21 protein-coding genes and 1 pseudogene are annotated in these 22177 nt (G+C 42.4%); 21 read left to right on the top strand and 1 reads right to left on the bottom strand.

Going from position 1 to position 22177, the window contains the following annotated elements; genetic code table 11:
- The first annotated feature begins 176 nt into the window (after positions 1–176).
- The 20 genes from D1B33_RS00685 (at position 177) to D1B33_RS00590 (ending at position 21892) form a co-directional block, all read left to right on the top strand.
- A complete protein-coding gene (locus D1B33_RS00685) occupies positions 177–1145 on the top strand; it encodes a YpdA family putative bacillithiol disulfide reductase (RefSeq protein ID WP_118874406.1) in 969 nt (322 codons plus the stop codon).
- Between the two features lie 704 nt (positions 1146–1849).
- Entirely contained in the window at positions 1850–2911 is a 1062-nt protein-coding gene (locus D1B33_RS00680; protein WP_118874405.1) for a phosphotriesterase family protein, read from the top strand.
- A gap of 58 nt (positions 2912–2969) precedes the next feature.
- The gene (locus D1B33_RS00675; protein WP_118874404.1) at positions 2970–3956 is read left to right on the top strand and encodes a phosphotriesterase family protein; all 987 of its coding nucleotides are present in this window, start codon (positions 2970–2972) and stop codon (positions 3954–3956) included.
- 97 nt (positions 3957–4053) lie between these two features.
- Positions 4054–5217, top strand: coding sequence for a thiolase domain-containing protein (locus D1B33_RS00670; RefSeq protein ID WP_118874403.1), 1164 nt, complete (start codon positions 4054–4056; stop codon positions 5215–5217).
- A gap of 3 nt (positions 5218–5220) precedes the next feature.
- A complete protein-coding gene (locus D1B33_RS00665) occupies positions 5221–5637 on the top strand; it encodes a Zn-ribbon domain-containing OB-fold protein (RefSeq protein WP_118874402.1) in 417 nt (138 codons plus the stop codon).
- Positions 5638–5755: 118 nt separating this feature from the next.
- Positions 5756–7459: a CocE/NonD family hydrolase gene (locus D1B33_RS00660; RefSeq protein ID WP_118874401.1), complete on the top strand. Its 1704-nt coding sequence runs from the start codon at positions 5756–5758 to the stop codon at positions 7457–7459.
- A 49-nt stretch (positions 7460–7508) separates the two neighbouring features.
- Positions 7509–8456: an MBL fold metallo-hydrolase gene (locus D1B33_RS00655; protein ID WP_158582892.1), complete on the top strand. Its 948-nt coding sequence runs from the start codon at positions 7509–7511 to the stop codon at positions 8454–8456.
- Positions 8457–8516: 60 nt separating this feature from the next.
- Entirely contained in the window at positions 8517–9212 is a 696-nt protein-coding gene (locus D1B33_RS00650; RefSeq protein ID WP_118874399.1) for a 3-oxoacid CoA-transferase subunit A, read from the top strand.
- Positions 9213–9225: 13 nt separating this feature from the next.
- Positions 9226–9876 (top strand): 3-oxoacid CoA-transferase subunit B, encoded by a 651-nt coding sequence (locus tag D1B33_RS00645; protein WP_199677345.1) that lies wholly within the window; start codon positions 9226–9228, stop codon positions 9874–9876.
- Positions 9877–9885: 9 nt separating this feature from the next.
- A complete protein-coding gene (locus tag D1B33_RS00640) occupies positions 9886–10635 on the top strand; it encodes a GntR family transcriptional regulator (RefSeq protein ID WP_118874397.1) in 750 nt (249 codons plus the stop codon).
- 174 nt (positions 10636–10809) lie between these two features.
- A complete protein-coding gene (locus D1B33_RS00635; RefSeq protein ID WP_118874396.1) occupies positions 10810–11928 on the top strand; it encodes an FAD-dependent oxidoreductase in 1119 nt (372 codons plus the stop codon).
- A gap of 294 nt (positions 11929–12222) precedes the next feature.
- Complete coding sequence (locus D1B33_RS00630; protein ID WP_118874395.1) at positions 12223–13152, top strand: alpha/beta hydrolase; 930 nt, start codon at positions 12223–12225, stop codon at positions 13150–13152.
- 346 nt (positions 13153–13498) lie between these two features.
- Positions 13499–14359 (top strand): alpha/beta fold hydrolase, encoded by an 861-nt coding sequence (locus tag D1B33_RS00625; protein WP_118874394.1) that lies wholly within the window; start codon positions 13499–13501, stop codon positions 14357–14359.
- A 22-nt stretch (positions 14360–14381) separates the two neighbouring features.
- Positions 14382–15581, top strand: coding sequence for an acyl-CoA dehydrogenase family protein (locus D1B33_RS00620; protein ID WP_118874393.1), 1200 nt, complete (start codon positions 14382–14384; stop codon positions 15579–15581).
- 42 nt (positions 15582–15623) lie between these two features.
- Positions 15624–16616 (top strand): VOC family protein, encoded by a 993-nt coding sequence (locus D1B33_RS00615; protein ID WP_118874392.1) that lies wholly within the window; start codon positions 15624–15626, stop codon positions 16614–16616.
- A gap of 150 nt (positions 16617–16766) precedes the next feature.
- On the top strand, positions 16767–17246 hold the full coding sequence (locus tag D1B33_RS00610) for a flavin reductase family protein (protein WP_118874391.1): 480 nt from the start codon (positions 16767–16769) through the stop codon (positions 17244–17246).
- Between the two features lie 18 nt (positions 17247–17264).
- Complete coding sequence (locus tag D1B33_RS00605; protein WP_118874390.1) at positions 17265–18056, top strand: 2-keto-4-pentenoate hydratase; 792 nt, start codon at positions 17265–17267, stop codon at positions 18054–18056.
- On the top strand, positions 18053–18931 hold the full coding sequence (locus D1B33_RS00600; RefSeq protein WP_118874389.1) for an acetaldehyde dehydrogenase (acetylating): 879 nt from the start codon (positions 18053–18055) through the stop codon (positions 18929–18931). The genes D1B33_RS00605 and D1B33_RS00600 overlap by 4 nt, the downstream gene beginning before the upstream one ends.
- A 12-nt stretch (positions 18932–18943) precedes the next feature.
- A complete protein-coding gene (gene dmpG / locus D1B33_RS00595; RefSeq protein ID WP_118874388.1) occupies positions 18944–19951 on the top strand; it encodes a 4-hydroxy-2-oxovalerate aldolase in 1008 nt (335 codons plus the stop codon).
- Between the two features lie 744 nt (positions 19952–20695).
- Positions 20696–21892 (top strand): MFS transporter, encoded by a 1197-nt coding sequence (locus D1B33_RS00590; protein WP_118874387.1) that lies wholly within the window; start codon positions 20696–20698, stop codon positions 21890–21892.
- Positions 21893–21900: 8 nt separating this feature from the next.
- Here D1B33_RS00590 and D1B33_RS00585 read toward each other — a convergent pair whose 3' ends face one another.
- Positions 21901–22119 carry a hypothetical protein gene (locus D1B33_RS00585; RefSeq protein ID WP_118874386.1) on the bottom strand — a complete coding sequence of 73 codons (219 nt, stop codon included), beginning with the start codon at positions 22117–22119 and terminating at the stop codon, positions 21901–21903.
- Between D1B33_RS00585 and D1B33_RS18845 the strand changes: the two are divergent.
- Positions 22119–22169: pseudogene (locus D1B33_RS18845) on the top strand (hypothetical protein); the annotation flags it as partial. The gene D1B33_RS00585 and the pseudogene D1B33_RS18845 overlap by 1 nt on opposite strands.
- Positions 22170–22177 lie beyond the last annotated feature (8 nt).

The following is a 22177-nucleotide window of genomic DNA, read 5'->3' as shown; positions in this document are numbered from 1 at the left end:
TAGCGAAAGCCGCTATTTTCATAGCTTTTCTAATAATGTCTAGCGCAAGCCGCCCAGCCCCTCGAGGTCGCTTCAGTCCCTCGGTCGAAAGCTGGAAAGATGCTTTCGATTCGGGCCTTCCAGCGCTTGTCGGGGCTAAGCAGGGCGCTTGCGCTTTTCTAAAGGAGATGTAATAAATGCAACATGTTGAAGCCATTATCGTGGGGGGAGGTCCTTGTGGATTATCTGCTGCCATTGAATTGCAAAATATCGGGATAAAACCAATCGTGATTGAAAAAGGGAACGTCGTGAACGCAATTTATAATTATCCGACACATCAAACGTTCTTTAGTTCGAGTGAAAAATTGGCGATTGGCGATGTTCCTTTCTTGATTGAAGAGCGTAAACCGCGGCGCAATCAAGCGCTCGTTTATTATCGTGAAGTTGTGAAAATGAAGGAAATCCAGGTCAATCGATTTGAGAAAGTCGAATCTGTTGTCAAAGAAGATAGCGGACTATTTACCGTGAAAACCGATAAGGAAGTCTATTGTACTCCTTACGTGATTCTTGCAACGGGTTATTATGATCAACCAAATTATATGGATATTTCGGGAGAAGACCTGCCAAAGGTGTTTCATTACTTTAAAGAGGCACATCCTTTCTTTGATACAGATGTGCTGGTTATTGGCGGAAAAAATTCAGCTGTCGATGCTGCCCTTGAATTACGTAAAGCAAAAGCCCGAGTAACCGTGGCATACCGTGGAGGCGACTATTCTCCGAAAGTAAAGCCCTGGATTTTGCCTGAATTCGCATCATTGGTTAAAAACGATGAGATTGCCATGCATTTTAATACGCTGGTAAAAGAAATTCGTGAAAACGAGGTCGTCTTGCTAGTGGAAGGTGAAGAAAAGGTGATTACAAACGACTTTGTTTTTGCCATGACCGGCTACCATCCCAATCATGGATTAATTCGTTCCATGGGGGTTAATATAGACGAAGAAACTGGAAGACCCCACTTTGATCCTGAAACGATGGAAACCAATATCGAAAACTTGTTTATTGCCGGAGTTCTGGCAGCAGGAAATAATGCGAATGAAATATTCATTGAAAATGGCAGATTTCACGGTGAATATATTGCCAAGAGTATTATGTCGAAGAAAAACTAAATAACTTAATGTAGTGCAGGCGAAGTTGAAAGATATTTCGTCTGCTTTTTTTATTTTCCTCCTCTCAGTTTAGGTCCACCTATAAGTAAAATATAAGCGTTCTGTATTAGAACATACAATTTAAAAAAGTGGAATATGTCGAAAAAATTTTAAAAATCTTTTTATTATTTTAAAATATCTAAAAGGTGAATCAAACCATCTTGACGAGTCTCAAAAATCACCTTTTACCCTATTTAATAAATAATGTTTAAAAAATTACCTGCACAAGTAAAATGGTTCATAAAGCCAAAAAGACGTCTATTTTGATGGATTTTTTAATATTCTCCAATAGTTAATTCTCTATTACCTTATCTTTTTTACTAAGAAAAATAAAAATGTATACAATTATGAAAAAGTGAATTTAGTATATTCTAAAAATTCGAAATTGTGTTTGACTTTGGTATAACAATATTATAATATTTTCTTAACATCGCAAGCGTTTGCAGTAAGAGCAGTTTTTGTGACTAAAGCAGAAAAGAATTTCTTTAGCGATTGAAATCATATTGTTTTCGATGAACACATGTAGCTGGAATTCGAGGGTTTTTCGAATGGGTCTTTTGTGTTGTAAAACAGGATTGTACCTAGCTAGTATCTATGGAATGTTAGGTAGCATCATTAAATGCTTTGAGAATTAATTAAGTGATGAATTGATAGGAGGTATTACAATGCTAGAAAATGTACAAGAAAAAAATTCAGCAGTGGCACTAACGGTTCTGGGGCCGGTGCCGGTCCAGGAATTAGGGGTTGTACTGATTCATGAATCATTGCTTTCCGTATACCCAGGTGCTCAATATGCTCCTGAAATTAAACTCGATAAAAGCGAAATTTTTGAAATTTTAAAAAGAAAACTTACTGAATTCCGTCGAAATGGCGGTAAAACAATTGTAGATAGTAGCGGTATGTTTCATGGGCGTGACGTAGAACTTTATCGTACACTTTCAAGAACAACTGGGGTCCACATTATTGCTTCAACCGGATTGGGGCCAGAATCGTTGCTGGGTGGTTACTTTGTTACACCACAAAAAAATCCGCCAACACCTTGGTCTGCAGAACAATTTTCGGGGCTTTTCACAAAAGAAGTAACAGAAGGTATTGTCATTCCACGTGTTGAACGCTCGAGTTCGGCTGGTATTGTCACATCCACTGCAAGTAAAGCAGGCATTACGGAAGTAGAAAAAGGGTTATTCCGTGGAGCTGCCTTAACAGCGCTTTCAACGGGAGTGCCGGTTTCCGTGCAATTTGGATCAGAAGCGGTGAGTGAATTGGAACTGATATTAGGTGAAGGCATTTCGCCTGACCGTGTCATTATCGGTGGGCTAGATCGAATCGAAGCTCAAGAAAACAGAACAATATACGAAATTGCGGAGCGCGGAGCCTATGTGGCGTTGGATCATGTTGGCTGGGCTTCTACCGATGGTTATATAAATGATGCAGATCGTGCACGATTGGTAGCGGATTTAGTTGCCGAGGGACATGTTGAACGTATATTAATCTCAACAAATGCGGTTGGAGTAGCAAAAGGACATGAGGCAAAAGAACTTGCATTCGACTATTTGCTATCCTCGTTTGTACCAAAGCTGCGCCAGGCTGGTGTAACCAACGAACAAATTCGCGTACTGCTTGAAGAAAACCCGCAAAGAGTATTAACGGTAGACCCAGCAGCCAGAGAAAAAATTACTGGCTGGAACTTTGAATGGGACAAATTATATCATCCGGTTACTTATTAAGAGAAAAGTAGACTTACTAATAAAACACTAGCAAAGTTTAGCGTGAGGAGTGAAAAGCATGGGGAAAATTAATACTGTCTTAGGTCCGATTCCTACTGAAGAATTGGGAATTACGGCGATGCACGAGCATATTGGATTTGGTCTGCCAGGTTGCGATTTAGATACACAATGGTGGAAAAAACCGGAGGAAGCTTTTGAGGTTACATTGCAAAAGCTGCGCCGCTTCCGTGAGCATGGCGGAAAAACATTCGTTGACTGCACAGGGATTGGAAACGGTCGTGATGTTGAGTATTTCCAAGTACTTTCACGAAGAACAGGTGTGCATATCGTAGCGGTTACAGGATTTGTAGCAGCTGACTCAGCGCTGCCATATTTCCGCAACAAATCGATCGACTATTTAACGGATTTGTTTGTACATGAAATTACGGTAGGAATCGACGGTACTGATGCAAAAGCCGGTGCCATTAAAGTAGGGGTTAGCCGTGGCGGAAAGTTAAATGAATTGGATAAAAAGATCTACCGTGCAGCAGCGCGTGCATCTTTAAAAACAGGTGCTCCGATTATTACGCATTTATGCGTAGATGCAGACACTGCCATTGATATTTTCAATGAGGAAGGGCTGCCTCTGAATCGTATCCTTTTTGGACATGCCGATGATGGTTCATATTTAGATGAAGCTCGTGATTCGAAAATTGCTCAACTTGGTGGTTGGGTAGGATTTGACACAATCGGCTATGACAGCGAAGTAGAGGGTGCACCTTATTGGTCTCGTCCTCGCCAGGACCGAGTTGAACATTTCCTTCGTTTCCTTGAAAAAGGATTCCTGGACCGTGCTGTAATTTCAGCCGATGCGAATTGCTGTGCGCTAGGATGGCCGGGATTAAAAGGACATTCAGTCAACTACTTATTTGAAGAGTTTATTCCGGATTTACGAAAAGCGGGCGTTGGTGAAGAAGTATTTGAGCAATTATTGATTCACACTCCAGCAAAAATTTTAACGATGCAAGAACCTCGTCCGATTAGAGAGGCAGTAACAGCAAGGTAAAAGAATAGCAGACTTTCAAATTGAAACTCTGCTATACCATTAAATTCATTCATGTGGTTACTCGAAAACGGAAATTTTTGAATGGAGGTTATGCAAGATGAGCATTAAAGGAGCAGCTTATATTGCCGGCGCATTTGAGCATCCATTACGCAAGGCGCCAGATCTTTCAGTTGCTGCAATACATGCCGAGTGTGCTAGAGGTGCACTGGCTGACGCGGGGTTGACTTTTGGCGATGTAGATGGCTATTTCTGTGCAGGCGATGCACCAGGCGGCGTGTTATCAATGGTTGAGTACCTTGGTTTAAAGGTGCGTCATTTGGATGGGACCGATATTGGCGGCTCTTCCTACATTGCCCATGTCTCTCACGCGGCTCAGGCCATTGCCGCTGGTAAATGCAGAGTGGCATTGATCACTATGGGAGGTCGCCCGCGTTCAGAAGGACGCAGCGGGGTAAAGCAAAAAATCGTTGCAGCAAACGTACCGGATACCCCGTTCGAAATTCCCTATGGTCCAACTGCCGTAAATGAATATGCGATGGCAGCAATGCGCCATATGCATGATTACGGAACAACGAGCGAGCAACTGGCATGGATCAAAGTTGCAGCTTCGCATCACGCGCAGTACAACCCGAATGCCATGCTTCGCGATGTAGTGACGGTTGAAGAAGTGCTTGCATCTCCAATGATTGCCGATCCATTGCATCGATTGGATTGCTGTGTGGTAAGTGATGGCGGAGGAGCGTTGGTTGTTGTTCATCCCGATATTGCAAAAAATTTAAATCGTCCACTCGTTCGGGTAATGGGTGCCGGTGAAGCACCAAAAGGATTGCAGGGTGGAAAAACCAATCTTACATATTCGGGTGCGGTTTGGTCGGGACCAAAAGCGTTCGAGGAAGCAGGGGTTACCCCGCAAGATATTAAATATGCATCCATCTACGATAGTTTTACGATTACTGTATTGATGCAGCTAGAAGATCTAGGGTTTTGTGAAAAAGGACAGGGCGGAAAGTTCGTAGCGGATGGAAACTTAATCTCTGGTGTTGGTAAATTACCGATCAATACCGATGGCGGTGGGTTGAATAATAATCACCCGGCAAGCCGCGGGGGCATCGTAAAAGTAATTGAAGCTGTGCGTCAACTGCGAGGCGAAACAAATCCTGAAGTTCAGGTGAAAAACTGCGATCTAGCGCTGGTTCACGGAACTGGTGGAGGGCTTTCAAGCAGACATGGCAGTGCTACTTTAATTTTGGAAAGGGTGTAAATCATGGGAACGATCTATCAAGATAGAATAATGACAATCCCTGAAGTTCATCCAGAACATAAAGAGTATTGGGATGCAGCCGTAGAAGGAAAATTACTAATAAAAAAATGCGCTTCATGCGGAGAATTCCACTATTATCCACGTGTGATTTGTCCACACTGCCACAGTGACAAAACAAGCTGGTTCGAAGCAAAGGGAACCGGGCACATTTACACTTATAGCGTAATGCGGCATGGAAAACCGTATGCAATCGCTTTTGTTGAACTCGATGAAGGACCTAGAATGATGACGAATATTGTGGACTGTGATTTAGATGAGATTCGTATTGACCAAAAAGTAAAAGTGGTCTTTAAGCAAAGTGGAAATCAAGAAAATCCAGGTTCATTCATAGCTTGCTTTACACCGATTGAAAGTGATTAGCCAACCTACTTTATCACAAATTTTCTTTATCTTTTAAATTGATAGATTATTGCCGTTTGTTTGAATGGCATACAGACTATAGATGATGAACGGAACATAGAACAGGAGTGGAATTGGGATGATTATCACGAAAGATGTACGCATTAAAATGCGGGATGGCGTGCATATCGCAGCAGATATTTACCGTCCGGAAGGGACAGAAAAGGTTCCTGCTTTGCTGGCTCTTAGTCCATATGGTAAAGAACTGCAAGCGCAAAGTTTAACATTGCCTCCACAAGCTCGTCCAAGCCACCTTTGGAACGGTGCGATTGAAGCAGGCGATATTCGTGAAGTCGTGTCGCGGGGCTATGCCCACATCATTGCTGATGTTCGTGGTACTGGCGGATCGGAAGGCCAGATGTGCGGAAACTATAACTCTGGCGGGCATGGCGATGGCAAAGATATTTATGACCTCGTGGAATGGTTGGCCGAGCAAGAGTGGTGTGATGGAAATATTGGCATGATCGGTATTTCATACTTTGCGTCCGTTCAAATTTTAGGTGCAGCGGAACAACCGCCTCATTTAAAAGCGCTATTCGTGAATGGAGGCCACTTTGATCTTTACGAGCTTTGCTACCATGGCGGAATTATGTGGCTAATGCCTCGCGCTTCACGTGAAGGACGCGGTGGAGACAGCGGAAACGCATTCAATAATGTAGCGAGCAAAAGCTCAAAAGTATTTACACCTGAAGAGCTAAAAGAAAAAACATTGGAACGATTAAACGATCCGGATATTGCCCATTGGTCGGATTTCGTTCATCTTCTTCACTATCAAGATCGCCACGAACTATGGATGGATTATTTATTAAATCCATTGGATGGTCCGTTCTGGCAAGAAGGGCATGCCATGGATGTTGCCCATAAAGTAAAAATTCCAACATATTTACAAGCAAAATGGGGTCGTGGCTGGAACGTTGAAGGAACAATCAAAATGTTCCACCATTTAGGATGCGATATTAAGAAAATGGATATTCAAGCGTTGCCGCCTATGCTGGAGCGCCCATTCCATGAATGCCATGATGAAATGTTCCGCTGGTATGATTACTGGTTAAAAGGAATTGATACAGGCATCATGAATGAGCCGGCTGTTCAATTCTCGGTTGAAGGTTCTTATGAATGGCGTAAAGAAGAGCACTGGCCGTTGCCATATGAAGAAAAGAAAGATTTCTATTTGCGTCCAAGACATAAAATCAGTGAAAAACCGGAGCCTTTATCGGCAGAATTCGCGCATCCTGATGGATTCTATCAAGCGCCATTAACGGTGACGACAACTTCCGAAAAGATCAAATGGACGACCGATCAATTTCGTGAACCTGCTGAGTTCACAGGCACAGGTGCACTATATTTATTTGCTGAAATTGATACGGATGACACGAACTTTATCGCAAAGTTATACGACGTTGCACCAAATGGAAGCCGTACATTAATGACGTCGGGTTATTTAAAAGCATCTCATCGCGAGCTGAATGAAGAAAAATCAACATACGGTGAGCCATGGCATCCGCATAACCGGGCGATTCCAGTGGTGCCGGGTGAAATTAATGAGTATGCGATTCGACTGTATCCCTTCTCGTTCCTGCTTAAACCAGCACATCGAATCGAACTGGAATTAGCATGCAATGAACCGCTGGACGGGGAGGATGCAAAATTATTGCCGCCGGATAGTTACCATTTGCCGAGTGGCCGTGCAACAACACATAAAATTTACCGTGACAAGGATCATCCATCACGTTTGGTATTGCCATTTATTCCAAAAAAGCATAATGTTTTAAATAAGAAATAAGTCCGGACTCCTGCGCTCATCAACTTCAACCAATTAAGGAGGGATGCAAATGGAAAATTCAGTAAGGGTTATTCCGATTGAATGTAAATTTGGTCCGGTATCCGCTTTCGCTTATTATATTGATGCCCCCGAACCGGCAATTATCGATACTGGCGTAAATGCTTCCGCTGCTGCTGACATAGAGCCGGTATTAGCGGAGCATGGGATCAAAATAGAAGACATTCGCTGGATTTTATTAACACATGGACATGTTGACCATCTAGGTGGAGCTTATGCTGTATGGGAAAAAACAGGGCAGCGAGCAAAAGTTGCAATTCCCAAAAAAGAAGCGCGGCTTTTGCGGAACCGTGATGAACAGATTTTGGATTATAAAGCGCTTCAGGGCCAATACATTCATGATGCATCTATCCAGCAAAAGCATATTGCCATTTTAAAAGGTGATATAGGAGATAATCTCGAGCCTGCTCTTGAATTAGTAGAAGGCGACACCATCGATTTAGGCGGGGGTATTATTTTAAAGGTGATAGAAACACCAGGTCATTCGATTGGCTCCGTCACTTTTTTATTGGAGGAGCTGGGTTGGGCTTTCGCAGCAGATGCTGTGCAAATGTATGGCGGGTTGGGTGGTTTGCCGACAATTGAAAACCCGATTCGTTATCGTGGAAGTTTACAGAAATTACTGGATATTCGTCCGAAACGATTGTACTTGGGACATCCATTCCGCAATAAGCAAGGTGAACTTCAAAATGCCCAAATCGAAGGTGACGAAACGTCTGCCGTGTTGCAAGCGAGCCTTGACATGGATGCAAAGTTGCAGGACATCGTAAAGCGTCATTGGAAAGATGGAGCTCCAAACGATCAACACGAACTGTATGGACCTTTTGCTTCCGTGGCTGAAGAAATTGGCTATACAGGAGACCCAAGAAATTTACCTTGCGCATTCTTTGTCACAATGAATGGTTATAAAGAAGAACTATTTGGCGGTCGATATATATAATTGCTTAAATATGACAGCAATAAATGCGCCAAGGTGGATTTGTAGAAAGGAGATATCTTCATGATCGAGAAAAAGTTTGAAAGTGCAGTACAAGCGGTTTCTGATATGCAAGATGGTGCAACCTTGCTGGTTGGAGGGTTTGGAGGAAGCGGGCTTCCTTCACATCTTGTGGCAGCGCTTGCTGAACAAGGCGCCAAAGATTTAACCGTAGTATCGAACAATATCGGTGCGGTTAGTGATGGGGTAGCAGCCCTTATAAGCAACAACCAGGTAAGCAAGATCATTTGCTCATTCCCGGTTGGACCGCATGCCGATGACTTAGTTGAACGATTGCAAAAAGGAACAATCGAATTGGAAATTGTTCCACAAGGTACTTTGGCAGAGCGCATTCGTGCAGGCGGTGCGGGAATCCCGGCATTTTACACCCCGACAGGAGCCCATACCGAGCTTGGTGAAGGAAAAGAGACGCGCGAATTTAATGGCCGCTTACACTTATTGGAACAGGCAATTGTAGGTGATTATGCTTTTATCAAGGCTTCAAAAGCAGATCGTTGGGGGAATCTTGTGTATCGTAAAACAATGCGCAACTTTAACCCGGTAATGGCGACAGCAGCGAAAATCACGATTGCTGAAGTCAATGAAATTGTTAAAATCGGCGAAATCGATCCGGAAGAAATCGTTACCCCAAGTGTATTTGTACAACGTTTGGTACAAGTGGAAGCCCATGAGGAAGGGAAGGTGCTAGTACATGAGTAATGAACAACAAGCAATGGGTTGGACGATGCCTGAATTAGCATCTCGCGTAGCTTCCGACTTGGAGGATGGCTGGTTTGTAAACCTTGGAATTGGCTTGCCTACATTGGTGGCTGATTATATTCCGGAAGGCAAAGAAATTATTTTTCATAGTGAAAATGGACTTCTTGGATTGGGACCAAAACCTGCACCGGGTGAAGAAGATCCTGACTTGGTAAATGCAGGAAAAGAACCAATCACGTTAGTGCCGGGCGGTTCGTACTTCTCCCAAGCCGATTCATTTGCCATGATTCGCGGTGGCCATCTGGATGCAGCAATTCTTGGAGCGTTCCAAGTGTCTCAATTTGGCGATTTAGCGAGCTGGAAACTTCCGAATGCAACGCTTGGCCGTGTCGGCGGAGCGATGGACCTGACGGTTGGCAGCAAACGAGTATTTTTATTCATGCAGCATACGACCAAAAAAGGAGAAGCAAAAATAGTGGAAGAATGTTCTTATCCACTAACTGCAAAAAATTGCGTTGACCGAATTTACACGAATCTTGCTGTTATTGCGGTGACCGAAGACGGTCTTGTCGTTACGGAACTTGCTCCGAATGTGACGTTTGAATATGTTCAAGAGCACACAGCGGCACCGTTAAAATTGCGTTTAGCAACAGTAAGGGGTTAGGAGATAACTATGCAGACGAAAAAACTCACAATAGATCGCAGCTCGGCAATCCCACTATATAAACAAATCAAGGAAATCTTGATACAAGAATTGCGTGAGGTTGCCGGAGAAAAAGGGCGTCCTTTTAGTACAGAGCAGGAACTGGTTGAACGTTTCCGCGTAAGCAGGGCTCCAATCCGTCAAGCGTTAAAGGAACTTGCAAACGAAGGTTATGTATATCGTGAGCGAGCAAAGGGCACTTTTCCCGTTCAGGAAATGCCTGTTCACCCGCTTGGTTTAGAGCTGGGTGGATTAGTTCCTTTTCTTCGTGAACAGGGAATTGACTGCCATTCGAACATTCTGGGAGTGGAGCGTGTCTTTCCGCCAGAGCATCTTTGTTCTAGTTTGCGAATTAGCCCGGAAGAGATGGTTTTACGGGTTTCCCGCTTGATCCTATTAAAAGAAAATCCGCTTGGATGGACTCAGACATACTTGCATGTTTCGGATGATTTCCATCCATCCAAAAAAGAGCTTGAGGAAGTTGAAAGTGTCTTTGTTCTGTTGCAAAGAGATCAGGGGACTTACATTGCCAGAGGTGATCACCAAATTTACGCATTTGCGGCTACTAGCGAAGATGCTGAAAAGTTGGGAATTGCCGTTGGAGATCCCGTGCTGGTAATGGAAACAAAACTTTATACACGAAACGATCAAGTAATTGGATGGCGCAGAGCAGTCCATATAGCGGATGAATATAAGTTGGCATTCACAGTGAATCGTTAAAATACGGTTTACTGTGCTGGCCACACAGCCTAAGTAGCCAAAAGTAGCCATTTTTAAGCAATCTATTTTCTGAGTATTCCGTCTATTTTAGTTTGAACATCTTTGTAACGAATCAATCTTTATTGATTGTTAAATAAATTTTTTCAAAATTATAAAGTGTAAGGGGAGAAATTTATGGCAGCAAAATCTTTAAGAGTAGCAATTATCGGAAGCGGGATTGCGGGAGCTTCAGCAGCAGTAGCACTAAAAGCAAAAGGGATTCGTGCAGACGTATATGAGCAAGCGCCTGTTTTAGGGGAAGTGGGTGCCGGCATCGGCATTCGCCAGCCATCCATTCGCGCGATAAAAAAGTGGGGCATTTTTGAAGAATTTGATAAAGTAACTTGCGAGAGTCCTAGAATGCAGATTATTGCGGGTGAGGACAACGTAATTATCGAGGAGAATTGGCCAATCTTAACGGATCCAACAGAAAGATTCCCGCGTTTAATTCATCGTGCTGACCTGTTGGACAGTTTAACGGCTCAAATTCCGGCTGATCAGCTGCACTTGGATCATCGGTTGGTTGATGTAGAAGAAAAGGATGAGACAGTTGAAGTAACATTTGCTAACGGCAAAAAAATTGAAGTCGATGTATTAATCGCAGCTGATGGCATTCGCTCGCCGGTTCGCGACAAAGTATTGGGGAAAAAAGAACCTGTATTTTCCGGTTACGTAGCTCATCGCGCCCTAGTTCCATTTGACGATGCACTAGGTATGGCTTGTGAAGATAACACGTTGCGTATTTATGTAGATGGCGATAATTCTTACTATTTATTGCCGCTGTTGAATGGACGCCGCCAAGTATCTGTAGACATTACAATACCGGGTGAAAACGAATTGCGTCCAGTTTATACTAAGGAACAACTATTGGAAGGCATTAAAGGCTTTGGCCCAACATTGCAAAAAATTATCGAAAATATTGATATGAATAAAATAGTATCCCGTCCATTAAGCGATCTTGAGCCATTTGATGTATGGAGCACAAAAACAATCACTGTGATTGGCGACGCTGCTCATGCTATGCTTCACAACCAAGGTCAAGGAGCGAATATGGCCATTCAAGATGCAGATGTGTTGGCTGATGTTTTGGGAGAAGTAGCTGAAGGGAAATCAACAGTCGCAGAAGCTCTTAAAAGTTATGAAGAACAACGCAAACCGATTACAAAACTATACCAAAATTTATCGCGATTATTCCCAACTGAACAAGCGAAAACAGCGTTCCCGGAAAAAGAACACCTTGAAGTTGGAAAATAATCATTATTAAAAGAAAAATATACTCGAGTACATTTCATTCGCAATTTGATTTTAACATAGCTTGATATAAATTTGGGGAATATCGACTCAATTACTGAAAAGTTTTTCTTATTCACCAAAAAATCTAACTTTATTCAGCAGAATAAAGTTAAGCCTCCGGCGGGTGTCAAAGATTTTCAAAGGAAGTTTATCGAGCAGGCTCGATAAAATCTTGACACAAATACGCCAAGGCGCATTTGATTTAAGCAACAAAATTCGCATAATTAGTATTTCATTTTAAGGAGGTTATTGCAGGTGTCTGTACATCCCGAGATTAAGAAAGTACTAGATTTAATACCGCTAACTGATCCAGCATCTTTTAAAATCATTCCTGAAGAATTCCGGAAATCCGATGTTCCGATTTTGCCGGTGGAACAACGTGTTAGAGTACATGCTGTGGAAGAAACAACTATTCCAACAGCGGAAAGTGATGTGCCTGTAAGAATTTATACGGCTGAGGAAGCGGAGGAATATCCGATTTTGCTGTATTTCCATGGTGGAGCATTCTTTTCAGGAAATTTGGAAAGTTACGATGAAGTAGTTCGGCCGCTTTGCAAAGAATCCGGATACAAAGTAATTTCCGTAGGTTACCGTCTAGCGCCTGAACATCCGTTTCCAGCCCAGATTCATGATGGCTATAACGTAGCAAAATGGGTGACGGAACATAAGGATGAACTAAAATGGGATGGAAAGAACCTTGCCGTTGCCGGGGATAGTGCCGGCGGAAACTTGGCTGCTGTCGTTTCCATGATGGCCCGTGAAAAGAAAGAATTTTCGATTACGAAGCAAGTTTTGTTCTATCCTTCACTGGATCTTGATTTAAGTGAATTGCGCTACCCTTCTTTAACGGATAATGCCAAAGGATACTTTGTGGAAACGGCAGTGTTGCCAGAATTTAACTCCTTCTATTTAGCTGGAGGCGTAGACCCGAATAATCCGTTGGTGTCCCCAATCCGTGAGGGAAATTTGGAAAACCTTCCTGAAGCCTTGGTCATCACGGCGGAATATGATCCAATGCGTGACGAAGGAGAACTATTTGCTGAAAACCTTCGAAAATCGGGCGTTCCCGTTGAATTAAAAAGATATGAAGGGGTTACGCACGGATTTTTGGGCAAATGGACTCATCTTGAGGAATATAAAGATGTATACCAACGTACGGGTGATTTTTTAAAGAACAAATTATAATCATATAATTTAATAGAATTAGAAATTAGGTGATTCCAGAAAGCTTGTGGAATCATCTTTTTTATTGCATTTTTCCGTAATAAATTTACTAAAAACAACATGCGTTTAGGAAAGAATTTACCTATTTTCCAAAAAATATTGATTATTTAAAATATTGAATATAAACTTTGTTTAAGTATTGAAAGCGCTTATTCTTGCAGAAAGAGAGAATAATCTTGCGAAAGTAGTTAAGGTTTAAGCTTTGCCGATAGATAACTGCAGACATTAGGCAAACGTGCGTAAAACTGCAATTAAGGCAAATCTTGAAGAGTAAATGAAATTTCAATTCAAATAAGGGGTGTTTGTATTGTCAATCATTACAAGAAAAGTGAAAACAGGAAACTATGAAACTTTGCTTCACGAGGGCGGGGCACACAACGAGGAAACGATCCTCTTTTTGCATGGCAGCGGTCCTGGAGCAAGCGCCAATTCAAATTGGAAAGATGTATTGCCTCAATACGTTGATCAATTCCATGTTCTCGCGATTGATTTAGTAGGTTTCGGTGAAACGGACCATCCAACAGAATACCCTGCAAACGGAGCAGAATGGATGAACCTGCGCATACAGCAGGTCCTAGATTTAATGGATGTATTGGAAATCAAAAAGGCTAACTTGGTTGGAAACTCGCTTGGCGGAGTTATTGCTCTTTACCTGGTAATGGACAGTCCAGAGAAGTTTGAACGTATTGTTTTGATGGGAGCGGGCGGCGGATTAACTGAGCCAACGCCAGAGTTGGCAAAATTGGCAAACTTCCACAAAGATCCTACACCGAAAGCTTTCAGGAATCTATTAAGTTGGTTCTTGTATGATTTGACTGGCATGGAAGAAAAGTTGGATGAAATTGTAGCAGCGCGCATGGAGTTATTCAATCGTCCGGAAGTCCGCAAGTCTTACGAAGAGAATTTTACGAAGACTCATCTGAGTGATATGTTAATTCCCCCTTCAGCTTTAAAACGAATGAAAAACGACTTTTTATTGATCCATGGCCACCAAGATCGATTCGTACCATTAGCAAGCAGTTTATATGTGCTTGATTATTTGGAAAATGCTGAGCTTCATGTATTTAAACGTTGTGGGCATTGGGCGCAAATTGAGCAACAGGAGCAATTCCTAAAATTAACAAAAGACTTCTTCGAAAAATCAAAAACAGTAAGTCCAGTTCTTTAAAAACACAAAGGGGTGTGGGTGAATGGAACAAACGTTGATTGATACAAGAAAATTGCTGGTGGAACGAGCAAACGGCCTAATTGCCATGCTAAGAGAAAGTGGATTGAAGATCGATCAAAAAAGTGAATTGCCGCAAGAAATTGTTGATAAATTACGATCGGAAGGGTTGCTGAAAGTCTTGCGTCCCGAAATGTTTGGAGGCTACCAAACCGATATGAGAACGTATATCGAGGTAGTCACTGCCATTGCTAGGGGCAATGGGTCTGCAGGCTGGTTTGTAGCCTTAAGCAATATTCGAGATTATATGATTTCCTATGCTTTTGGACGCCAAGCATTGGATGATATTTTTGGGCCAAATCATGATCGCGATGTCATCTTGGCCGGCAACTTCAAGCCTATTAAATTTGAAATGAAAAAAGTAGAGGGCGGCTATTTAATCGAAGAGGCACAATGGCCTTTTGTGTCGGGTAGCCCCCATGCAGATTGGCTATATTTTGGATTCCCACTGGAAGATGGAAATGGTGGAATAGAGATGGCCATCATGGTAGTGCCTAAAGAAGACGCCATTGTTTTAAACGACTGGAACGTAATGGGCTTGCGAGGTTCCGGAAGCAACAGCGTGCGTTTGGAAAAGGTCTTTGTTCCCGAACATCGTGTATCCCTGGATCGACTAGCAAATCAAGGCTACTACATGATTGAAGAGCTTAAAAATGTTCCTCTTTATCAAACGCCATTTGTTCCTTCACTAACTTTATCGATTGTGGCACCTGCTTTGGGAATTACAAAAGGGGCCATGGATTTACACATGGAGCGTGTTCAAAAAGCAGGCATTGGCAACACATTCTATACGAAAATGAATGAAGCGCCAGTAACGCATCTGCAAGTCGCAGAATCTCAACTGAAAATTGACTTGGCTGAACTCTTATTGCACCGTGCAGTAGATTTGCTGGACGACTATTCGATAAAAGGCCAAAAACTGACTCTTCAGGAAGGCATTAAAGTGAAGGCAGACTTTGGTTACGTGAATCAGCTTTGTAAAGAAGCAATCGATTTAATGACTGCCGGAGCAGGGTCGATTTTCTCATACAACAATAATTTGTTCCAATTATTCTATCGTGATTTCCTATCCATGCATTTGCATGGGTTTATCACACCTTCAAGTTTAGTAGAGACATATGGCCGCGTAATGTGCGGCATGGAACCAAATACGTATTTTGTATAATTATTCATAATTTTAATAGGGAAAAATTAGGGGGGATTTTGGATGAGCAATGTTGTACAAAAACCGGAAATATCAAAATTAGGGCACTTTGGCTTAGTATCAAAGGATTTGGAAAAATCGCTATGGTTCTTTAAAGAAGTCGTTGGGTTGGAAGAAACAGAAGTAAAAGATGGGGTGCATTATTTACGCGCTTGGGGAGATTTTGAACACCATACCATGACACTTCGTCAAGGAGAAGAGTCACACGTCGATCATATTGCTTGGCGTACAAAAAGAGCGGAAGATGTTGAGCTCTTTGCAAAAAATCTAGATCAGGAAGGAATTGAGGTACGCTGGGTCGAAGAAGGTACTGAAGCTGGCCAGGGGAAGGCGTTCCGCTTTGAGTTGCCAAGCGGCCATACATTTGAAATATACTTCCAGATGGAAAAAACGTTGGCTTCCCCGGAAACACGCTCTGTCTTGAAAAATCAATCCCATAAATCCTGGACGCGCGGTGTATCGCCTCGAAGAATTGATCATGTCAACATCTTGACTTCATTGCTTGCGAATGATTTATCGGATTTTTTGCAAGAACACTTAGGATTCAACCTGCGTGAATGTGTACAAACGCCAGACGGAAATTTAGTGGGAGCTTGGTTAAGTGTAACGCCACTTGTCCACGATATTGCCATCAGTCACGATCCTTTTGCTGCATCTACACAGGAAATCCATCATGTATCGTATTGGTTGGATAATTCACAGGATTTACTCCGTGCCGCTGATATTTTAAAAGAAAATGGCATTTTCTTTAAAGGCCCAGGTAAACACGGAATCTCCCAAGCAATGTATATCTACGCGATAGACCCTGGCAGCGGCGTTAGATTAGAGTTGTTTACGAATGGCTACTTAATTTTTGAACCGGACTGGGAGCCGATTGTGTGGGGAATCGATGAGATGGATATTGGATTTACCTACTGGGGCGACCAGGTGGATACAAAGCCGGAAAACAATCCTACCATCAAGGTGTACGACGACAAAAAATTTATCAGGAGCTAATTTTTTAGGAAAGCAAGTATAAACTTTTGAATAATGTCTAGCGCAAGCCGCCCAGCCCCTCGATATGATGGCAACACGATAGGAAGTTGTGTTATTGCCGTCGCGGAGCTAAGCAGGGCGCTTGCGCTTATCTAACAAGGAGGGTTCATAATGGATGATCGTTTATTTCGGGATGCCATGGGGAAATTTGCAACGGGTGTAACCGTGGTAACAACGAAACATGAAGATGAAGCTTTTGGTATGACGGCCAATGCTTTTATGTCGGTGTCGCTTGATCCAAAGCTAGTCGTGGTTTCAATTGGTCATAAAGCACGTTTTTTGCCAAAACTGCAAAACAGCAAAAAGTTTGCGGTGAACATTTTAGCTAGTCATCAAAAGGATTATAGCATGGCATTTGCCGGTCAGTTAAAAGATGAAATTTCAATTGAATTTGAAGAGTTGGCAGGATTGCCGGTTTTGCCGGGTGCACTTGCACAAGTAAGCTGTGAAGTTGTTTCCGAGCATGTCGAGGGCGATCATACGTTATTTATCGGAAGAGTGCTGGATATTAGAGTAACTGAAGGGGAGCCATTAATCTTCTTTAGTGGCAAGTACCGGGAATTGGTTGAAAATAAATTGGAAACTGTCTAGGTCAGGGGAGTGTATAGGATGGATATTCAAGCGGCAGCAAATGCACTGTTAGTAGCTGAAAAAACGAAAGAGGCAATTTCGCCTTTCACTTCCACACATGAGCAGATCACTGCAGATGATGCTTACGGTATTCAACTACAGGTCATCCAAAGTAAGTTGGATCAGGGAGCAACAGTGAAAGGGATGAAAATTGGGTTAACGAGTAAAGCGATGCAGGAAATGCTGAATGTGTATACGCCGGATTACGGCCACATTTTGGATACCATGGTCTTTGATGAAAATCAACCGGTAGATCCATCGCAATTTATTCATCCGAGAGTGGAATTTGAAATTGCCTTTGTTTTAAAAGAAGATTTGAACGGGCCGAATGTCACGCTTGAAGATGTTTATAAAGCTACGGATTATGTTGTTCCTGCCATCGAAATAATCGATAGCCGCATAAAAGATTGGAAAATCAAATTTGAAGATACAGTTGCGGATAATGGCTCAAGTGCCGGGGCGATTTTAGGGGACAAAAAGACGGCTATCGGTGAAGTGGACCTTGCTTCAGTTGAAATGAGGGCCTATAAAAATGAGGAACTTTTTGATACAGCAACCGGAGAAGCTGTATTGGGAAATCCGGCAAATGCAGTTGTCTGGTTAGCGAACGAATTGTCCAAATATGATATTTCTCTGAAAAAAGGGCAATTTGTTTTAGCCGGCGCCTTGTCTAGAGCGGTGGATGTCGTGGATGGTGATTATTATGAAGCCGACTTTGGTGCATTAGGCAAGGTTTCAGCTTCTTTTGCGAAAGTAGGTGTCGTCAAGTGAAAAAATGTAAAGTAGGCATTATTGGTTCCGGTAATATTGGAACAGATTTGATGTATAAAATCGAGCGCAGCGAACATCTTCAAATGAGTGTCATGGTAGGGATTGACCCGGAATCGGATGGTTTAAAGCGCGCGGCTGATCGAGGTTATACGGCTATTGCCAATGGGATTGACGGTCTTATGGAGCAGCTGGATTTAGTGGATATTGTATTTGATGCAACATCAGCGTATGCGCATAAGAAACATAGTGATTTATTAACGGCAGCAGGAAAAAAGGTGATTGATTTAACGCCGGCAGCCATTGGTCCTTTCACTGTGCCACCGGTTAATTTAACTGAACATTTCGATAAAAATAATCTAAATATGGTCACATGCGGCGGCCAAGCGACGATTCCAATGGTAAAGGCAATTTCAAGGGTTGTAGAGGTTGAATATGCGGAAATTGTGGCAACGGTCGCAAGTTTAAGTGCAGGACCGGGTACCCGTGCGAATATCGATGAATTTACCCGTACAACGGCAAAGGCCATTGAAGTGGTAGGAGGAGCTCAAAAAGGAAAGGCGATCATCATCCTCAATCCGGCGGAGCCTCCAATCATTATGCGCGATACCGTACATGCACTAGTGGCGGAAGAAGGAAAAGAAGAGGAAATTATCGTTTCAGTTGACGAGATGGTCAATGAAGTTCAACAGTATGTTCCAGGTTATCGTTTAAGAGGAATACCACAATTTGACGGACGAAAAGTATCAATATTCCTGGAAGTGGAGGGGGCAGGAGATTATTTCCCTCCTTATTCCGGAAACCTGGATATTATGACGGCGGCAGCTGCAAAAGTAGCAAACGAACTGGCAAAACAATTAATCACTGCGAGTGTTTAGGAGGTGCAAAAATTGGGACGATCATTTGAGATATTGGATGTATCATTAAGAGATGGAAGCCATGCCATGCAGCATTCCTTCACGGTAGAGCAAGTACGGGCAACAGCCAGAGGTTTGGACGATGCAGGCGTTAGTTATTTCGAGGTATCACATGGTGATGGATTGGGCGGTTCATCTTTGCAATACGGTTTATCGAAAGTAGATGAATTGAAATTAATTGAAGCGGCAGCAGAAGAATGCCAAAATGCAAAAGTTTCGGTTTTATTGATTCCTGGCATTGGCATTAAAGAAGATTTGCAGGAAGCGGTAAAAGCGGGTGCAAAAATGGTGCGCGTTGCTACTCACGTAACGGAAGCGGATGTTGCTGCCCAGCATATCGCGTTAGGGCGCGAGCTTGGATTAAAAACAGTGGGCTTTTTAATGATGGCCCATATGGCACCTGTGGAAAAAGTAGTGGAACAGGCAAAGTTGTTTGAAAGCTACGGAGCCGAAATTGTTTATGTGACCGACTCAGCAGGCTATATGCTTCCTCAGGATGTGACGGCTCGTATAGCCGCGTTAAAACAATCAATAGGTTGTGAAATAGGGTTCCATGCGCATAACAATTTGTCCATGGCAATGGCCAATACGATTGCAGCGGTGGAAGCTGGGGCAACTTATATTGACGGTAGTTTAAGAGCACTGGGCGCGGGAAGCGGCAATACGCAGACGGAAGTCATGGCTGCTGTATTGGAGCGGCTTGGATATAACACGGGAATCGACCTTTATAAAATAATGGATGTAGCAAATGAAGTGGTGGCTCCATTTATGCAGCGTCCACAAGAAATTACCGGTTCCAGCCTGATTATGGGCTATTCGGGCGTCTACTCAAGCTTCTTATTGCATACACAAGCAGCAGCACAGAAATTTGGCGTCGATGAACGAGATATTTTAGTAGAATTGGGCCGTTTAAAAGCGGTTGGCGGGCAAGAAGATTTAATTTATGATGTTGCCCAGCAGTTGGCCTTAGCAAAAGTATAAGAATGAAAAGGTTAGTTTGGAAAACCTGTCGTTTCCAAATTGACCTTTTTTCTGTTCTCTTTGAACTTGGTGAAGCCAACAGAATGGAAATATACAGCTTCTATGTTCTGATGTGGCTTGTTTGAGCAAACAACAGGGAATTTATACAGCTTCTAGTTTCCCGTATGGGCTTCTTTAGTCATACAAAAGAGCATATATACGGCTTCTAATTTCCCTTTCAACTTGATTGATCCAACAGCAGGGAATTTATACTGCATCTAAATTCCTTTGTTGTTTATTTGTGTTGATAGAAGGGCATATACATGGTTTCTATATTCCCTTACTGGTTAATAGATTCAGCAAAAAGGAACATATTCTCCATCAAATTTTTCTTTGAGCATTGGTGACTTCCTCGTTTGACAAGCACCGCAACGCCACTTTGAAAATCCATTAAAAAATAACTTCAGGTATTTCTCTTTCATCATTTTTTATTAAATGGAAACACTCTTAACAGGGCAATTCCCTACATATTTTTGCAAGAAAACATATGTAGTAAAAAGTCCTAGTTTAGTGACAGTGAATAGTAAAAAACTTCTCGAGTTTCCAAATTATGTTGTAAATAAACATATAGCAAACTAATATTGAATTAGTAATTGAAAACGCTTCAATTCTCGTAAAAGCGAAAATTTTGTAGGAGGTGATTTGCCGGAAATCGTTGCTGCTGTGTTCAGGGGACAATGAAAAAGAAAAAGAGGGGGTTTTTGAATGGGTAAATCGATTAATCGGAATTTCTTGAAATTTTTAATTGTGATTATTGCATTCCAAGATGTTGCAGCTGGTGTTGCAGGATCCATCATGGCTGATATTATTGCAGCTTTTCCGGATTATAACCCAACAATCGTGATGCTTGTTGCGACATTCCCGGGATTGATTCAAATTGTTCCTGCTCTGTTTTACGGAAAATTAAGCGCTATTTTTAGAAAGAGAACATTGTTATTTACCGGATTAATATTATTTATGATTGGTGGAATAATGCCATTTTTCATCGATAGTCTACCTTTAATCATCGCATTCCGGGGTCTATTGGGACTTGGAGTGGGGATTACGATGCCATTATCGGTCGATATTATATCGGACTTCTTTGAAGGCAGGGAACGCGATTTCCTCATTGGCTTCGGTACTTCAACAATTGCTTGTATCGGGGCAATCTTCTTCCAACTGGTAGGAGGAATGCTGGCGGATGCATATGGGTGGCAATATGGTTTCCTAACTTACCTGTTCCCGATTTGGATTTTGGCGTTAACCTTCCTGTTCTTGCCTGAACCGGAGAGAAGAAAGCAAGAAGAACAAAAGACAAAGCAGAAAATTAAAACACCTAGAGTTATTTTTGGTGTATCGCTAGGGCAAGTATTCTTTTCTGCAATGATTTTCGGATATGTGACTAACATTTCAGTCGTCATTCAAGCCGAAAACCTAGGGACAGCTACACAAGCAGGGATGGCGATATCAGTATTTACATTTGGAACATTGCTGATTGGTTTCTTCTTTGGCAGAGTAAAACATTTACTGCCGCAATCTTATATTCCATTTGCTGTCTTTCTAACTGGGCTTGGAATGATGATCTGTTACTATTCGCATAGTCTGACGATGATTTTAGTTGGCAGTATTATCGGCGGTATGGGGATGGGGATTGGACTTCCAGGCGTATTTGCCCGGATTGCCGAAGCAACGCCTAAAAACAGTTCCACTTCCTATGTCGGATTTGCGGTTGCTGCTCAAGGAATTGGAGGCATCATGGGTCCATTCCTCTTCGGTATGATACTCGATGTATTAAGCAAGGATATTGGACGATTCCCGCTTTTAATAAGTGGTGTTGGTCTATTGGCATTGGCTTTAGTGTGGCTAGTTTTGGTGAAAACCACAAAACCAGCAAACTCACCCGATATTGAAGTAACGCTTTAAAGAAGACCTTATATGGTCTTTCGAAATAAAATAGCCACCATTACAGGCAGCACACCCGATAACTGGGAAGCAACTGCAAAGCTTTTTGCAAAAACATTGCGGTGAACGGAAATGTATGAAAACAATTCGATTATACCAATTTGGAGAAAAACATCCCGATTGGAGCATGTCCACTCAAAATGAGCAAGTGTAAGCACTTGCATTTCTAGCTTCGGAACAATCGTCATATATTACTGGTACAACCATTGTAGCAGATGGGGGAATGAGGGGAATATAAGGGGGGGT

This window comes from Ureibacillus yapensis, assembly GCF_003515775.1.
GTDB lineage: Bacteria > Bacillota > Bacilli > Bacillales_A > Planococcaceae > Ureibacillus > Ureibacillus yapensis.
This window is presented reverse-complemented; position numbering and strand designations above follow the sequence as displayed.

What these genes read in the sequence shown, in the direction of transcription:
- D1B33_RS00685 (WP_118874406.1), top strand. Translation starts at nt 177, where the DNA reads ATGCAACATGTTGAAGCCATTATCGTGGGGGGAGGTCCTTGTGGATTA.
- D1B33_RS00680 (WP_118874405.1), top strand. Translation starts at nt 1,850, where the DNA reads ATGCTAGAAAATGTACAAGAAAAAAATTCAGCAGTGGCACTAACGGTT.
- D1B33_RS00675 (WP_118874404.1), top strand. Translation starts at nt 2,970, where the DNA reads ATGGGGAAAATTAATACTGTCTTAGGTCCGATTCCTACTGAAGAATTG.
- D1B33_RS00670 (WP_118874403.1), top strand. Translation starts at nt 4,054, where the DNA reads ATGAGCATTAAAGGAGCAGCTTATATTGCCGGCGCATTTGAGCATCCA.
- D1B33_RS00665 (WP_118874402.1), top strand. Translation starts at nt 5,221, where the DNA reads ATGGGAACGATCTATCAAGATAGAATAATGACAATCCCTGAAGTTCAT.
- D1B33_RS00660 (WP_118874401.1), top strand. Translation starts at nt 5,756, where the DNA reads ATGATTATCACGAAAGATGTACGCATTAAAATGCGGGATGGCGTGCAT.
- D1B33_RS00655 (WP_158582892.1), top strand. Translation starts at nt 7,509, where the DNA reads ATGGAAAATTCAGTAAGGGTTATTCCGATTGAATGTAAATTTGGTCCG.
- D1B33_RS00650 (WP_118874399.1), top strand. Translation starts at nt 8,517, where the DNA reads ATGATCGAGAAAAAGTTTGAAAGTGCAGTACAAGCGGTTTCTGATATG.
- D1B33_RS00645 (WP_199677345.1), top strand. Translation starts at nt 9,226, where the DNA reads ATGGGTTGGACGATGCCTGAATTAGCATCTCGCGTAGCTTCCGACTTG.
- D1B33_RS00640 (WP_118874397.1), top strand. Translation starts at nt 9,886, where the DNA reads ATGCAGACGAAAAAACTCACAATAGATCGCAGCTCGGCAATCCCACTA.
- D1B33_RS00635 (WP_118874396.1), top strand. Translation starts at nt 10,810, where the DNA reads ATGGCAGCAAAATCTTTAAGAGTAGCAATTATCGGAAGCGGGATTGCG.
- D1B33_RS00620 (WP_118874393.1), top strand. Translation starts at nt 14,382, where the DNA reads ATGGAACAAACGTTGATTGATACAAGAAAATTGCTGGTGGAACGAGCA.
- D1B33_RS00615 (WP_118874392.1), top strand. Translation starts at nt 15,624, where the DNA reads ATGAGCAATGTTGTACAAAAACCGGAAATATCAAAATTAGGGCACTTT.
- D1B33_RS00610 (WP_118874391.1), top strand. Translation starts at nt 16,767, where the DNA reads ATGGATGATCGTTTATTTCGGGATGCCATGGGGAAATTTGCAACGGGT.
- D1B33_RS00605 (WP_118874390.1), top strand. Translation starts at nt 17,265, where the DNA reads ATGGATATTCAAGCGGCAGCAAATGCACTGTTAGTAGCTGAAAAAACG.
- D1B33_RS00590 (WP_118874387.1), top strand. Translation starts at nt 20,696, where the DNA reads ATGGGTAAATCGATTAATCGGAATTTCTTGAAATTTTTAATTGTGATT.
- D1B33_RS00585 (WP_118874386.1), bottom strand. Translation starts at nt 22,119, where the DNA reads ATGACGATTGTTCCGAAGCTAGAAATGCAAGTGCTTACACTTGCTCAT.